12 protein-coding genes are annotated in these 13,378 nt (G+C 70.4%); 2 read left to right on the top strand and 10 right to left on the bottom strand.

What is annotated here, in order from left to right:
- Nucleotides 1-3: 3 nt before the first annotated feature.
- Together ACK5IN_RS01865 and ACK5IN_RS01860 are read right to left on the bottom strand one after the other, a co-directional pair.
- A complete protein-coding gene (locus ACK5IN_RS01865; protein ID WP_416894532.1) occupies nt 4-1,032 on the bottom strand; it encodes an ATP-dependent 6-phosphofructokinase in 1,029 nt (342 codons plus the stop codon).
- Between the two features lie 514 nt (nt 1,033-1,546).
- Complete coding sequence (locus tag ACK5IN_RS01860; RefSeq protein WP_416894531.1) at nt 1,547-3,727, bottom strand: DEAD/DEAH box helicase; 2,181 nt, start codon at nt 3,725-3,727, stop codon at nt 1,547-1,549.
- A 246-nt stretch (nt 3,728-3,973) separates the two neighbouring features.
- Between ACK5IN_RS01860 and ACK5IN_RS01855 the strand changes: the two genes are divergently transcribed.
- On the top strand, nt 3,974-5,344 hold the full coding sequence (locus tag ACK5IN_RS01855) for an MFS transporter (RefSeq protein ID WP_416894534.1): 1,371 nt from the start codon (nt 3,974-3,976) through the stop codon (nt 5,342-5,344).
- On the opposite strand, the gene coaBC is transcribed toward ACK5IN_RS01855, so the two are convergent.
- Entirely contained in the window at nt 5,316-6,536 is a 1,221-nt protein-coding gene (gene coaBC, locus ACK5IN_RS01850) for a bifunctional phosphopantothenoylcysteine decarboxylase/phosphopantothenate--cysteine ligase CoaBC (RefSeq protein ID WP_416894530.1), read from the bottom strand. The two genes, ACK5IN_RS01855 and coaBC, sit on opposite strands and share 29 nt — an antisense overlap.
- 33 nt (nt 6,537-6,569) lie before the next feature.
- Here coaBC and ACK5IN_RS01845 point away from each other — a divergent pair, with 33 nt between their 5' ends.
- The gene (locus ACK5IN_RS01845; protein ID WP_416894529.1) at nt 6,570-7,283 is read left to right on the top strand and encodes an NRDE family protein; all 714 of its coding nucleotides are present in this window, start codon (nt 6,570-6,572) and stop codon (nt 7,281-7,283) included.
- Nucleotides 7,284-7,359: 76 nt separating this feature from the next.
- Here ACK5IN_RS01845 and ACK5IN_RS01840 read toward each other — a convergent pair whose 3' ends face one another.
- The 7 genes from ACK5IN_RS01840 to ACK5IN_RS01810 form a co-directional block, all read right to left on the bottom strand.
- Nucleotides 7,360-8,244 carry an aldehyde dehydrogenase family protein gene (locus ACK5IN_RS01840; protein ID WP_416894528.1) on the bottom strand — a complete coding sequence of 295 codons (885 nt, stop codon included), beginning with the start codon at nt 8,242-8,244 and terminating at the stop codon, nt 7,360-7,362.
- Nucleotides 8,241-9,683 carry an aldehyde dehydrogenase family protein gene (locus ACK5IN_RS01835; protein ID WP_416894527.1) on the bottom strand — a complete coding sequence of 481 codons (1,443 nt, stop codon included), beginning with the start codon at nt 9,681-9,683 and terminating at the stop codon, nt 8,241-8,243. The genes ACK5IN_RS01840 and ACK5IN_RS01835 overlap by 4 nt, the downstream gene beginning before the upstream one ends.
- A 7-nt stretch (nt 9,684-9,690) precedes the next feature.
- Entirely contained in the window at nt 9,691-10,698 is a 1,008-nt protein-coding gene (gene deoC, locus ACK5IN_RS01830) for a deoxyribose-phosphate aldolase (RefSeq protein WP_416894526.1), read from the bottom strand.
- 178 nt (nt 10,699-10,876) lie between these two features.
- The gene (locus tag ACK5IN_RS01825) at nt 10,877-11,836 is read right to left on the bottom strand and encodes a bifunctional riboflavin kinase/FAD synthetase (RefSeq protein WP_416894533.1); all 960 of its coding nucleotides are present in this window, start codon (nt 11,834-11,836) and stop codon (nt 10,877-10,879) included.
- Nucleotides 11,833-12,267 (bottom strand): hypothetical protein, encoded by a 435-nt coding sequence (locus tag ACK5IN_RS01820; RefSeq protein WP_416894525.1) that lies wholly within the window; start codon nt 12,265-12,267, stop codon nt 11,833-11,835. The genes ACK5IN_RS01825 and ACK5IN_RS01820 overlap by 4 nt, the downstream gene beginning before the upstream one ends.
- A gap of 28 nt (nt 12,268-12,295) precedes the next feature.
- Nucleotides 12,296-12,664 carry a hypothetical protein gene (locus tag ACK5IN_RS01815; RefSeq protein ID WP_416894524.1) on the bottom strand — a complete coding sequence of 123 codons (369 nt, stop codon included), beginning with the start codon at nt 12,662-12,664 and terminating at the stop codon, nt 12,296-12,298.
- On the bottom strand, nt 12,661-13,365 hold the full coding sequence (locus tag ACK5IN_RS01810; protein WP_416894523.1) for a tRNA pseudouridine synthase B: 705 nt from the start codon (nt 13,363-13,365) through the stop codon (nt 12,661-12,663). Before ACK5IN_RS01810 ends, ACK5IN_RS01815 begins: the two co-directional genes overlap by 4 nt.
- Between the last annotated feature and the right edge of the window lie 13 nt (nt 13,366-13,378).

The following is a 13,378-nucleotide window of genomic DNA, read 5'->3' as shown; positions in this document are numbered from 1 at the left end:
GGGTCAGCCGAAGAGCGCGGCGGCCTCTTCGTAGCGGTAGAGCGGCACTGTGTGCAGTTCGCCGAGGGCGTCGGCGAACGGAACTCGGACGATGTCGGTGCCCTGCAGCGACACCATCTGCCCCCAGGCCTCTTCGACGATCGCGTCGGCCGCGGCCAGGCCCAGACGGGTCGCGAGCACACGGTCGAACGCGGACGGCGAACCGCCGCGCTGGATGTGCCCGAGCACGGTCGAACGGGTCTCGATACCGGTGATGCGCTCGATCTCGGGCGCGAGGATCTCGCTGATGCCGCCGAGGCGCGGACGGTTGAACGCGTCGAGCCCCTTGTCGCTGTAGGCCTCGTCCATTCCTGTGAGCGTGAAGCCTTCGGAGACCACCACCAGCGGCGCGCGGCCGCGGTCGTGGGCGCGCGACACCTGCTCGGTGATCTCGGTCAGCGACATCGGCACCTCGGGGATGCAGATCACGTGCGCGCCCGCGGCGATACCCGCGTGCAGGGCGATCCAGCCGACGCGCCGGCCCATGACCTCGGCCACCATGCAGCGCTTGTGCGAGTCGCCCGTGGTGCGCAGCCGGTCCATCGCGTCGGTGGCGATGTTCACCGCGGTGTCGAAGCCGAACGAGTAGTCCGTCGCACGAAGATCGTTGTCGATGGTCTTCGGCACGCCCAGCACGTTGATCCCATCCTTGTGCAGGCGGTCAGCCGCGGCGAGCGTGCCTTCTCCGCCGATTGCGACGATGCCGTCGATACGATGCCCGTACAGGGTCTTGGAGATGTTCTCGGCCCCGCCACGCGGCCCTTCGTAGGGGTTCGTGCGCGACGTGCCGAGGATCGTGCCACCGACCTTCGACAGGCCCTTGACCTCGTGCCGGGTGAGCGGGAAGAAGTCGGCGTCCACCACGCCGCGCCATCCATCGCGGATCCCGACGAACTCGAGTCCGTGCGCGGTCGTGCCCTTCAGCACGATGCCGCGGATCACGGCGTTGAGGCCGGGGCAGTCGCCGCCGCTGGTGAGGACGCCGATCTTCATGCTGTTGTCCTTGCTGTCGGGTGCGGTGCCGATCCGACAATAGCGCCGACGGGCACCGGCTGCCACACGCCTCAGTTCCGGCACCAGGAATGCCCCGACTCGTCGTCGACGGCCGCCCAGGATTCGGCGCCTCCGCCCAGGCGCACCCCGCCGAATCGTGGGCTGCTCTGTGACGACGAGTGGATGCCGTCGGCACAGGTGCGCCCATGCGTCGGGTCCGTCGATCTCGAAGACTCGGGCGGGTGCCGGGTGGACGGGCGTCGCGACAGCGGACGTCCAGCCGAGGGAGCCCCCACGAACCACAGTCCGGCGGGGCCGTGCGCGACGCGGATGAGCGCGGGCAGAAGGGCGGGATCGGCGGCGAGCACGTCGACCCGTACGGAGGCAGTACATCGCGTGGTCGACCGAGACGCCGAGCGCTTCGCGCCTCCGGTACGCTCGCATCGTCGTCGGCATCATGCGTGCGACAGCGCGTACTCGCGGCAGAGTCGCCGCCCGCCTGGGCCGGCGCGCTTCACTCGCCGCCGAGGGCCTCGCGCAGCACGTGCATGAGCGCCGACAGCTGCACCGAGTCGCTCGACTGCGGATCGACCGCCTCGCCGTCGAGGGCGCGCAGCGCGAGCCCCTGCTTGGAGTCGATGAGCTCGGCGATCTTGGTGTCGATCGTGTGCGCGGCGATGATGCGCCACGCCGTCACCGGCTCGTCCTGCCCGATGCGGTGCACACGGTCGATGGCCTGGGTCTGCTCGGCGGCCGTCCACGACAGCTCGGCGAGCACGACGTTCGACGATGCCTGCATGTTCAGGCCGACCCCCGCCGCGGTCAGCGAGCAGACGGCGATGCCGACCTCGGGGTCGTTGTTGAACGCATCGATCGCCTCTTGGCGGGCGGGGGTCGACTGGTCGCCGCGGATCGACACGGTGCGCAGTCCGACCGACGCGAAGTGCGCCTCGGCCTGGTCCATGACGTCGATGTGCTTGGCGAAGAAGACGACCTTGCCGACCGAGCGCTGCAGCTGCGCGGCGTAGTCGGCGGCGAGCACGGCCTTGGCCTGACCGATCTTGCGCACCATCGTGAACACGTTGTCGCCGCCGGTGCCCGCCGCCTTCGACTCGTCGAGTTCGTTCTGCGCCACCAGACGCACGATGTCGTCGTCGATCTCGCTGCTGCTCGCTCCCTGCGCCTGCCGAACGGCGCGGGCGTCGACGATGCGCCGGTAGCGGTCGGCCAGGCGCGCACCGAGCTCGCGCTCGGCGGCACGGATGGACCGGCCGAACTCGTCGTCGAGCTGCACGGGCAGGTCGGCGATCAGCTTGTCGGGCAGGTCGGCGGCGACATCCTTCTTCTTGCGCCGCACGATGCCCATCGAGATGACGGACTCGCGCGCCTCGGGGTAGAAGGCCTTGTCGGCGGGTGTGAGCCCCGTGGCATCCAGCTTCTCCATCAGCGTCGCCGCCGGCTTGTCTCCGGAGGCGACCGTCCAGCCGAGGAAGCGCCAGATGGCGTCGAAGTCCTCGACGTCGTTGATGAGCGGCGTGCCGGTGAGCGCGAGCAGCAACGGGCTGCTCTGCTGCTCGCGGATGCGCGCCGACAGCCCCAGTACGTTCTGCGAGCGCTGCGACGAGAGGTTCTTGATGAAGTGGGCCTCGTCGACGACCATGCCCTTCAGGCCGATGGATCCGAGCCACGACAGGTGCCGATCGAGGATCTCGTAGTTGATGATGAACACGTCGGCGAACGCGTCGATGTCCTCACCGTCGCCGGAGACGACCGTGGCCTTGCGATGCGGCGTCCACCGCTCGACCTCACGGGCCCAGTTCATCTTCACGACGTTGGGCACGACGGCGAGCAGCGGGTACGCGTCGGCCACCGAGGCGGCGAGCACCGACTCGGCCGTCTTGCCCAGACCCGGCTCGTCGGCCAGCAGGAACGACCGATGTCCGGCACGCACCGCCTCGAGGAACCGGGACTGGTGCGGCATGACCTCGAGACCCTTGGGCGAGAGCCGGTCGAACTCGGGCACGGGCGGCAGCGTCATAGTCGCCGCTCCCCCGCCGGCGCCCGTCTCGAACGCCTTGTACAGCGGGCCCATGAGCTCCCAGCCGTCCAGGCGCCGTCGCGGGGTCTGCACCGGCCCCGACCGGGTGAGGTCGGGTGCGAGGAACGGATTCGACTCACGACGCGATTCGATCTGCAGCGGCACGACCTGGCGCTCGGCGAGCGCGGCGGGAACGACAGGGACGGATGCCGTGGCCGGAGCGTCCGTGATGATGAGCTCGTCGGGGGCGAGCTCTGCGCCCGACTCGAGCAGCCAGTCGCGGCGCATGCGCTTGGCGACGGGCGACGTGGCCTGGTCGACCTCGAGCAGCTGGATCAGTGACGTGTCGCGCGCGGCGGTCTTGGCGAGGATGGTCGCGACCCCATCGAGGCGCTTGAGCAGCTCGGCGCGCACGGCGTCGGCCAGCGTGTCGTCGGCCTTGACTCGTGCCCGTTCCTCGCGCACGAGGAACGCGATCACCTGGAACTTCACGCGGTTGGTCGGCCGGAGCTTTCCGCGCTGGGCCTTGGCTTCGACCTCGCGCACCTTGCGGGCAAGGATCGGGATGATGGGGGCCTCGTCGTCGCGGCGGGCGGACGAGCGCTGTGCAGCGCTGCGCCGGGAACCGGACTTGCGGGCGGGTGCCGTGGTCGGCATGCTCCTCCTGAGCGTCGAGACCGGCTGTCGCCGGTGCCCCGGGCGAAGACCGGGGAGTGCGGGTGTCGCCGACGGAGCCGCCGCGACCTACCGTTGTGGTGAGTGCTTCACAGGGAGTCCGTTCCCCCGAACGCCGGCACTCGCTTCTGCGAGCGGCGTCACCGCGGGCTGGCCCCTGCATGACACTCTAGGGCATTCTCGCGCCGGTCTGCGCGAGCGAGTACCGTCGGAGAGGTGACGGAGCGGATGCCGCGGGCACATCGGCTCGTGCTGATCATCGCGATTCTGGCGTCGTTCGTGTCCTTCCTGGACGGCACGGTCGTCAACGTCGCACTGCCGGCGATCAGCGCGGAGCTGGGCGGGGGTCTGGCGACCCAGCAATGGGTGGTGGATGCCTATCTGATCACCCTGGGCGCGCTCATCCTCGTCGCCGGGTCGCTGAGCGACGTGTTCGGACGCATCGTCGTGCTGCGGGTGGGGCTCATCGGCTTCGCGGTGACCTCGATCGCCATCGCGGCGGCACCGGACCCGCTCTTCCTCATCATCGCGCGGGCGGCGCAGGGCATCGCCGGTGCACTGCTGGTGCCGAGCTCCCTGGCGCTCATCATGTCGACGTTCCGCGGCGCCGCACAGGGACGAGCGATCGGCGTGTGGACGGCGGCGACGACCGGGGCCATGGTTGTCGGCCCGGTGCTGGGCGGCGTGTTCGTCGATGCCCTGTCGTGGCGGTTCGTCTTCCTCATCAACGTCGTGCCGATCGCGGTGACGCTCTGGCTGCTGGTGGTGCTCGGGCAGCGCGACGTGCGCAGACCGGGAGCAACGGTGGACTGGTCCGGGGCCGTGCTGTGCACGGTCGGCCTCGGCGGCATCGTGTATGCACTCATCGAGCAGGGCACGTTCGGGTGGGGGTCCCCGGCGATCTGGGGCACCATGACCATCGGCGTGCTCGCGTTCGCCGGGTTCCTGCTGCGGCAGCGCACGGCCCGGCAGCCGATGATGCCCCTGAGTCTGTTCCGGGTGCGCAACTTCTGGGCCGGCAACATCACGACCGTGTTCGTCTATGCGGCGCTGTCGCTGAACGGCCTGGTCGTCGTCGTGTACCTGCAGCAGGGGCCCGGCCTGCCGGCGACCCTCGCCGGCCTGGCGAGCCTGCCGGTGACGCTGCTGATGATCCTGCTCAGCTCGCGTGCGGGGGCGCTGGCGGGCCGCTGGGGTCCGCGCGTCTTCATGACGGCGGGCCCGCTCCTCATGGCCGGCGGTGCCGCGCTGCTGCTGACCGTCTCAGAGGACTTCGACTACTGGTGGCAGGTGCTGCCCAGCATGCTCGTGTTCGGGTTCGGTCTGGCCGTGACCGTCTCGCCGCTGACCGCGGCGATCCTCGGTGCGATCGAACCCGCCCGCAGCGGCATCGCCTCGGCGGTCAACAACGCGATCGCCCGCGTGGCGGGGCTGCTCGCCGTCGCCGCGCTCGGGGTGATCGTGGGCGGCGGGCTCGACCTGCGCGGCTTCCACCGCGCAGCGGTCGTGACGGCAGCGCTGCTCGCGCTCGGCGGTCTGGTCGCCTTCGCATGGGTGCGCAAGCCCGAGGTCAGCGACGAGGAGCCCGCACCGCGCTGACCGCGTCCCACAGCGTGTCGGCGACCGCACGCTTGCTTGCGCGAACCTCGGCGACGACGTCGTCGGCGGCGTCGATGACGATCACGGCGTTGTCGTCCGACTCGAAGCCCGTGCTCCAGCCGACCTCGTTGACCGCGAGCAGGTCCACTCCTTTGCGTGCCCGCTTGCGTCTGCCGCGAGCGACCAGGGTCTCGCCCTCGCCCGGGGTCTCGGCGGCGAAGCCGACGATCGTCTGCCCGTCGCGCCGGGCGGCGACCAGCCCGGCGAGGATGTCGGGGTTCTCGACCAGCGCCAGGGTGCGCTCCTGCGCGCCGGCGGCCTCTTTCGTGAGCTTGCGATCCGAGACCTCGGCCACGCGATAGTCGGCGACCGCCGCGGCCATGACGATCACATCATGATGGGGAGCGGCATCCGTCATCGCCCGCTGCAGCTGCGCCGTCGTCGTCACCGTCTCGATCCGGACGGAGGAAGGGAGGGATGCCGCGGCCAGCACGCCGGAGTCGACGTTCGCCGTGACCAGCAGCACGTCCGCGCCGCGCGCGGCCGCCGCCTGCGCTACGGCGACCCCCTGCTTGCCGCTGGAGCGGTTGCCGAGGAAGCGCACCGGATCGATCGGCTCGCGGGTGCCGCCGGTCGAGACGACGACGCGCAGCCCGGAGAGGTCGCCGCCGCCGACCACGGCGTAGGCGGCCTGAACGATCGCGTCGGGCTCCGACATCCGCCCCGGTCCCCTGTCGCCGCCGGTCAGCGCGCCGTCGTCGGGACCGACCACGTGCACGCCGCGCTCGTGCAGCATCGCCATATTGGCCACGGTCGCCGGGTGCCGCCACATCTCGGCGTGCATCGCCGGCGCCACGACGACCGGCGCCGTAGTGGCCAGTAGGGTGGTGCCGAGCAGATCGTCCGCGAGGCCCGCCGCCATCTTCGCCAGCGTGTTCGCCGTCGCCGGCGCCACGATGACGAGGTCGGCGGACTGACCCAGGGCGACATGCCGCACCTTCGGGACGTCGTCGTGCACCGAGGTCGTCACGGGGTTGCGGCTGATCGCCTCCCATGTGGGCAGCCCGACGAAGCGCAGGGCGTCGCCGGTGGGCACGACGTGCACGTCGTGGCCGTGCTGGACGAGAAGCCGCACGAGCTGCACCGCCTTGTAGGCGGCGATCCCGCCCGACACACCTATGACGACGAACACGAACCGATCCTCCCACGACTCAGGAGCCACCGCATGTGCACCGTGATCATCCAGGTTCCCGACAGAGCCGACGCACCGGTGCGGCTGCTCGCGATCCGCGACGAAGACCCCGGGCGCCCGTGGCTGCCGCTGGGCGAGTCGTGGCCCGACACGCACCCCGGTGTGGTCGGGGTGCGCGACGTGCGGGCCGGCGGTGCCTGGCTGGCCGCCGATCCGCGGCACGGACGACTGTCGGTGCTGCTCAACCGAGCCGATGTGTCGAACCGGCCCGAGGCGGATCTCGTCTCACGCGGCGGCATCGTGCTGGCGTCGGTGGCCGGTTCGTCGCCGTCGGGCGCGCCGTCCACGCACGGGTTCAACCTCGTCGAGGTCGACGGCACGACGGCGCGCGCCATGCTGTGGGACGGCGAGACGCTACGCGAGGCGCCGTTCGAGCCCGGCACGCACATGATCGCGCACGACGACGTGGATGACCCGCGCACGGCGCGCATCGCCCGCTGGCTGCCGGAGTTTCGCGCCGCGGAGGTGGAGGGAGACGCCTGGTGGCAGCCGTGGCTGGAGATCATCGGCCGCTCCGCAGCGTTGCCGCACGACGACGACCGCACCATCGTGCGCGACAACCGTGCGTTCGGGTATCCGACGCTGTCGCTGCTCGTATGCGCGGCGACGCTGTCGCCCGGCGAGGTGGACCTGCGCTACGCCGAGCTGCCCGCACCCGGCGCATGGGGACAGGTGACCCTGGCGTAGCACGGATGTCGGAGCAGCGCGCGAATGTCGGAGGATCTGCGCCACGTCCTGCGACAGGGGGCTGATCCTCCGACGTTCACACGAGGGACTTGGTGTGCCAGACGGTCTTCGTCTCGGTGAACGCGGTGATGCGCTGCAGGCTGGGGGCCGCCGCATCCAGACCCCGCTCGGGGCGCAGCACCCGGGTGAGCGTGTCGGCGGCGGCGATCTCGAGGTCGATCCAGTCGAGGGCGGCGGCGCCGACGAGGTCGAGGGCGCGCACCTCTCGGTGCGATGCGAGCCACGGTGCGAGCTCGGCGGGAGAGCCGGTCAGGATGTTGACGGTGCCGCCCGGTACATCGGATGTCGCGAGCACCTCGGCCAGGCTGATCGCCGAGAGCGGGAACCGCTCGGCGGCGACCACGACCACCGTGTTGCCGGCGACGAGCGCCGGCGCGATCGCCGAGACGAGGCCGAGCAGCGCCGTGTCCTGCGGGGCGATGACGGCGACCGTGCCTGTGGGCTCGGGCACCGAGATGTCGAAGTACGGGCCGGCCACGGGGTTCAACGATCCCGACACCTGGGCGAACTTGTCGCACCAGCCGGCGTACCAGACCCAGCGGTCGACCGCCTCGTCGACCTCGGCGCCGGCGACGGCCGCGCTCACGCCGGTCTGCGCGACGATCTCGGCGACGAACTGCGCACGGCGGCCCTCGAGGATCTCGGCGACCCGGTACAGCACCTGACCACGGTTGTACGCAGTGGCGCCTGCCCACTTCGCACCCGCGGCGGTGGCGGCCTTCACGGCATCCCGTGCATCCTTGCGGGACGCGAGCGCGGCGTTGGCGAGGAAGTCGCCCTGCGTCGAGACGACCTCGTAGGTGCGACCCGACTCGCTGCGCGGGAACGCACCGCCGATGAACAGCTTGTAGGTCTTGGGCACCGTCAGATGCCGCTCCCGAGCCTGTCGAGGGGTGCTCATTTCGCGCCCCCTTTCAGATAGGCGAGCAGACCGTGGCGGCCGCCCTCGCGGCCGTAGCCGGACTCCTTGTACCCGCCGAACGGCGACGACGGATCGAACCGGTTGAACGTGTTCGCCCAGATGACGCCGGCCTGCAGCCTGTCGGCGACCGCGAGGATCTTCGAGCCCTTATCGCTCCAGATGCCCGCCGAAAGACCGTAGGGCGTGTTGTTCGCCTTGGCGATCGCCTCGGCGGGCGTGCGAAACGAGAGCACCGACAGCACCGGGCCGAAGATCTCCTCGCGGGCGACGCGATGACTGGCCTGCACGTTCGTGAAGATCGTCGGGGCGAACCAGAACCCACTGTCGGGGATGACGCAGTCGGCGCTCCACCGTTCGGCGCCCTCGTCCTCACCGGCGGCGGTGAGTGCGTGGATGCGGTCGAGCTGCTCGCGCGAGTTGATCGCGCCGATGTCGGTGTTCTTGTCGAGCGGGTCGCCCAGTCGCAGCGTCGACAGCCGCTGTTTGAGCCGCTCGACGACCTCGTCGTGCACGTTCTCCTGCACGAGCAGACGGCTGCCTGCGCAGCATACGTGCCCCTGGTTGAAGAAGATGCGGTTGACGATGCCCTCGATCGCCTGGTCGACCGGGGCGTCGTCGAACACGATGTTGGCGGCCTTGCCGCCGAGCTCGAGGGTGAGCTTCTTGTCGGTGCCGGCCACGGTCTTGGCGATCTCGCGCCCCACCGCGGTCGAGCCGGTGAACGCGACCTTGTCGACATCCTGGTGCCGCACCAAGGCCGCACCGGTCGCACCGGCGCCGGTGACGATGTTCACCACGCCCGGCGGCAGGTCGGCCTGCTGCAGGATCTCGGCGAACAGCAGCGCCGTCAGCGGCGTCGTCTCGGCCGGCTTGAGCACGACCGTGTTGCCCGCGGCGAGCGCCGGAGCGATCTTCCACGCGAGCATCAGCAGCGGGAAGTTCCACGGGATCACCTGCGCGGCCACCCCGAGTGGCTGCGGGTCCGCACCCAGTCCCGCGTGGTCGAGCTTGTCGGCCCAGCCGGCGTAGTAGAAGAACCATGCCGCCACCAGCGGCACGTCGACGTCGCGGCTCTCTTTGATGGGCTTTCCATTGTCGAGGCTCTCGGCCACCGCGAGCTCACGCGCCCGCTCCTGCACGAGCCGGGCGATGCGGAACAGGTACTTGCCGCGGTCGCGGCCGCTCAGCTTCGTCCACGTCTTGTCGAACGTGCGGCGCGCCGCGGCGACGGCGCGGTCGACATCGGCCTCGTCGGCGGATGCCACGACCGCGATCTTCTGCTCGTCGGAGGGTGAGATCGTCGTGAACGCCGTGCCCTGCCCGGCGACGAACTCGCCGTCGATGAACAGTCCGTACTCGTCGCGCAGGTTCAGGATCGCGCGTGACTCGGGCGCGGGTGCGTATTCCAGAAATGACATATCGGTCCTAGTCAATCGTCACGTAGTCCGCACCGGAGTATGCCCCGATGGCCAGCTTCTGCCGCTGCAGCAGCACGTCGTTGAGCAGGCTGGACGCCCCGAACCGGAACAGATGCGGCTGCAGCCACTCCTCTCCCACCGTCTCGGCGACGGTCACCAGATAGGTGATCGCGTCCTTGGACGAGCGGATGCCGCCGGCCGGCTTGACGCCGATGCGTTCACCGGTTGCACGGTGCCAGTCGCGCACGACCTCGAGCATGAGCAGCGTCACCGGCCGCGTGGCCGCAGGCTGCACTTTGCCGGACGAGGTCTTGATGAAGTCGCCGCCGGCGAGGATCGCCAGCCACGACGCCCGCTTGACGGTGTCGTAGGTGTCGAGCTCGCCGGTCTCGAGGATGACCTTGAGCGACGCGTACGTGCCGTCGGCACGCCGACACGCCTCTTTGACACGGGCGACCTGGTCGAACACGAGGCCGTAACGGCCGGCGAGGAACGCCCCGCGGTCGATGACCATGTCGATCTCGTCGGCACCGGTGGCAACGGCATCCCGCGTGTCGGCGAGCTTGACCTCGAGCGACGCTCCTCCGCTGGGGAACGCCGTCGCAACGGCGGCGACCGAGACCAGCCCGTCGTCGGGGTCGCCGTGCGCGACGCCGAGCGCACTCACGGCCTCGGGCACCAGGTCGCCGTACACGCACACCGCGGCCACGCGCGGGCACGACGAGTCGGCTGCGTCGGGGCGCAGCGCCTTGGCCACCAGTGAGCGCACCTTGCCGGGGGTGTCGGCGCCTTCGAGAGTCGTCAGGTCGATGAGCGAGACGATCTTGTCGAGCGCCCACGCCTTCGACGTGGTCTTGATCGACCGGGTCCCCAGCGCCGCGGCGCGCTGTTCCAGCCCGACCGCGTCGACACCGGGCAGCCCGTGCAGATAGCGGCCGAGAGTCTCGTCGTCGGGCTCGCCGCCCAACAGTTCCACCGCCCGGTTCTGCAGGGTGGTGAGGTCGGTTGAGGTCATCCGTCCATCGTAGGCGGCTGGAGCCGATCCGGCACAGGCTCTCCGGGCCGCACCACGTACATCGTGAGGGCGAACAGCCACACCAGCAGTGCCGAAGCCATCCACGGAACGGCGACGCGGCTGCGCGACGATGAGCAACCGGTCGTACCCCGACCTTGGCAGAAGCGGAGCCGGTGTGTCAGCTCAACGCGGCACGAACACGGTGCACGTCGTCGGCCATCTGCGCTTTCAGCGGCTCGATGCCCTCGAACGCGACCATCCCGCGGATGCAATGCACGAACTGCACCTCGACGACATGACCGTACAGGTCGAGATCGGTCTCATCGAGCACGTACGCCTCCACCTGGCGACGCGGGACGTCGTCGAAGGTGGGGTTGGTGCCGACGCTGATGGCGGCCGCGTAGCGGATGCCGGGGCGCAGCCCGTGGGCGGTGTCCTCGTCGACGAGCCAGCCCGCGTACACACCGTCTGCGGGGACGAAGCCCTCCAGGTCGGTGGTGAGGTTGGCCGTGGGATAGCCCAACTCCCGGCCGCGCTTGAGCCCGTGCACCACCTCGCCCAACACGGACGGTGCCCGCCCCAGCAGCTTTCCCGCGGTCTCGACATCGCCGTCGGCGAGCAGCTCGCGGATCCACGTCGATGACACGCGCCGGTCGCCGTCGATGGCCCGTACGTCGTCGATGACGTCGACGTCGAACCCGCGCTCGGCGCCGAGCGTACGCAGCAGCTCGGGGGTCCCTGCTCCTCGATGGCCGAACCGGAAGTCGGCGCCCACGAGCACCGTGCGTGCCCGCAGAGCCCGGACGAGCACCCGGTCGACGAAATCCTCGGCGGGCAGGACCGCCAGCTTCTCGTCGAAGCGCAGCATGAGGGTCGCATCGATGCCCGTCTCGGCCAGCAGCTGCAACTTCTGCGTGACGCCGACGAGGTTCTCAGGGCACAGGTCCGGACGCAGCACGCTGAGCGGATTGCGATCGAAGGTGACGGCCGCCACCGTGAGCCCGGCCGGGGCCGCGTTGACACGGGCGCGCTCGACGAGGGCCCGGTGCCCGGCGTGCACGCCGTCGAACTTGCCGATCGCGACAACCGACGGCCCGAAGCCGGCCGGAACGTCTTCGGGAGCCCGGAACACGATCACGTTGGCACTCCCGCTGGCACCATCGCCGGTCGGTGCGTCATCAGCCACCACAGCCCGAGGAACGGCAGCACGAGCGGGATGAACAGGTAGCCCATGCCGAAGAGCGACCAGACCGTCGCCTCGGGGAACAGCTCCGGGCGGATGAGGCTCAGCGAGCCGATGACGAGTACGCCGACGAGTTCGAACCCGATGGCGACCCACGCGACGAGGTACCACGCGCGCGTGCCGGCGAAGACGAGCGCCAGCGTAGCGAGGATGTAGACGGTCGCCGACACGGCCGACAGCGTGAAGGCGAGCGGGGCCTGGTCGAACCGCTCGATGATCTGCACCAGCGATCGACCGAACGCGCCGACGGCCAGGATGCCGTACACGACGACGAGCACGCGGCCGATGCCGGACATGCGGCGGCGGGGGCGAGCGGCGGAGGACATGACCCGTCAATCTTAGTTCGGAGGTCGGTCAGGCGATCTGCATGGTCCAGATGACCTGCATGCGCCACACCATGACCGCGATCGCGAGCGCCGCCACCCCGAGGATCACGGTGCTCCAGCGGCTGCGTTCGACCAGCGCCCAGGCGACCCCCGCCAACGGGATCAGCACGGCCGCGACCAGGTACACCCAGAGCTCGAGCAGGCTGCCGGTCGGCGGGTTGCCCGTCAGCGGTGCGACGATCGCGATGACCACCTGCGCGATCAGCAGCAGCTCGATCAGCGCCATCGGCCCGACCGTGAGGTCGCTGGGGCGTCGGCCGGCCAGCCCCAGCACCAGGCACAGGGTCCCCGCGAGCACGGCGACGATGACCTGCACGTAGGTGAACCACAGGATCATGGAGCGGCCTCCGACATGTTCATCGCACTCTTCAGATCGGCCCCTCGCCGCTCGACGACGCCGACGAGCCTGCCTTCGGGGTCGATCGCCGCCGAGCGCGGGCGACCGTCGAGCCGCACGGCGGCGGCGGCCAGTCGCCTGCCGTGGCGCAGGTCGCGGGCTTCGTCCGCGGTCACGTCGACGCGGCCGAGGACGGCGGACGCCACGGCTGCAGGCGACAGCAGCGCCGTCGCGTCGATGGCGTCGACACCGCTCGCCGCGGAGACGTCGAACGGCCCGACGTGCGTGCGCCGCAGCGCCGTGAGATGTCCGCCCACGCCCAGACCCGCCCCCAGATCGCGCGCGAGCGCGCGGATGTAGGTTCCGCTCGAGCAGTCGACGACGACCTCCAGGTCGAGTACCGACCCCGAGCACTCCGAGCCGATGACCTCGAACCGCGACACGGTGACCTCCCGCGGCGTCAGCTCGACCTGCTCCCCCGCCCTCGCGAGGTCGTAGGCCCGGCGTCCCCCGACCTTGATCGCCGAGACGGTGCTCGGCACCTGCGCGATGCGACCGGTGAGTGCGGCCACGCCGGTGGCGATCTGCGTGGCGGCGATGCCGGAGGCATCCGTCGTCTGCACGATCTCACCGACGGCGTCGTCGCTGTCGGTGCGCACGCCCAGCCGGAGCGTCTCCTCGTACGTCTTGTCGAGTCCCACCAGCTAGGTGAGC

The organism is Microbacterium sp. (assembly GCF_047971895.1).
GTDB lineage: Bacteria > Actinomycetota > Actinomycetes > Actinomycetales > Microbacteriaceae > Microbacterium.
This window is presented reverse-complemented; position numbering and strand designations above follow the sequence as displayed.

What these genes read in the sequence shown, in the direction of transcription:
- ACK5IN_RS01845 (WP_416894529.1), top strand. Translation starts at nt 6,570, where the DNA reads ATGTGCACCGTGATCATCCAGGTTCCCGACAGAGCCGACGCACCGGTG.
- ACK5IN_RS01835 (WP_416894527.1), bottom strand. Translation starts at nt 9,683, where the DNA reads ATGTCATTTCTGGAATACGCACCCGCGCCCGAGTCACGCGCGATCCTG.
- ACK5IN_RS01815 (WP_416894524.1), bottom strand. Translation starts at nt 12,664, where the DNA reads ATGATCCTGTGGTTCACCTACGTGCAGGTCATCGTCGCCGTGCTCGCG.
- ACK5IN_RS01855 (WP_416894534.1), top strand. Translation starts at nt 3,974, where the DNA reads ATGCCGCGGGCACATCGGCTCGTGCTGATCATCGCGATTCTGGCGTCG.
- deoC (WP_416894526.1), bottom strand. Translation starts at nt 10,698, where the DNA reads ATGACCTCAACCGACCTCACCACCCTGCAGAACCGGGCGGTGGAACTG.
- ACK5IN_RS01865 (WP_416894532.1), bottom strand. Translation starts at nt 1,032, where the DNA reads ATGAAGATCGGCGTCCTCACCAGCGGCGGCGACTGCCCCGGCCTCAAC.
- ACK5IN_RS01860 (WP_416894531.1), bottom strand. Translation starts at nt 3,727, where the DNA reads ATGCCGACCACGGCACCCGCCCGCAAGTCCGGTTCCCGGCGCAGCGCT.
- ACK5IN_RS01840 (WP_416894528.1), bottom strand. Translation starts at nt 8,244, where the DNA reads ATGAGCACCCCTCGACAGGCTCGGGAGCGGCATCTGACGGTGCCCAAG.
- ACK5IN_RS01820 (WP_416894525.1), bottom strand. Translation starts at nt 12,267, where the DNA reads ATGTCCTCCGCCGCTCGCCCCCGCCGCCGCATGTCCGGCATCGGCCGC.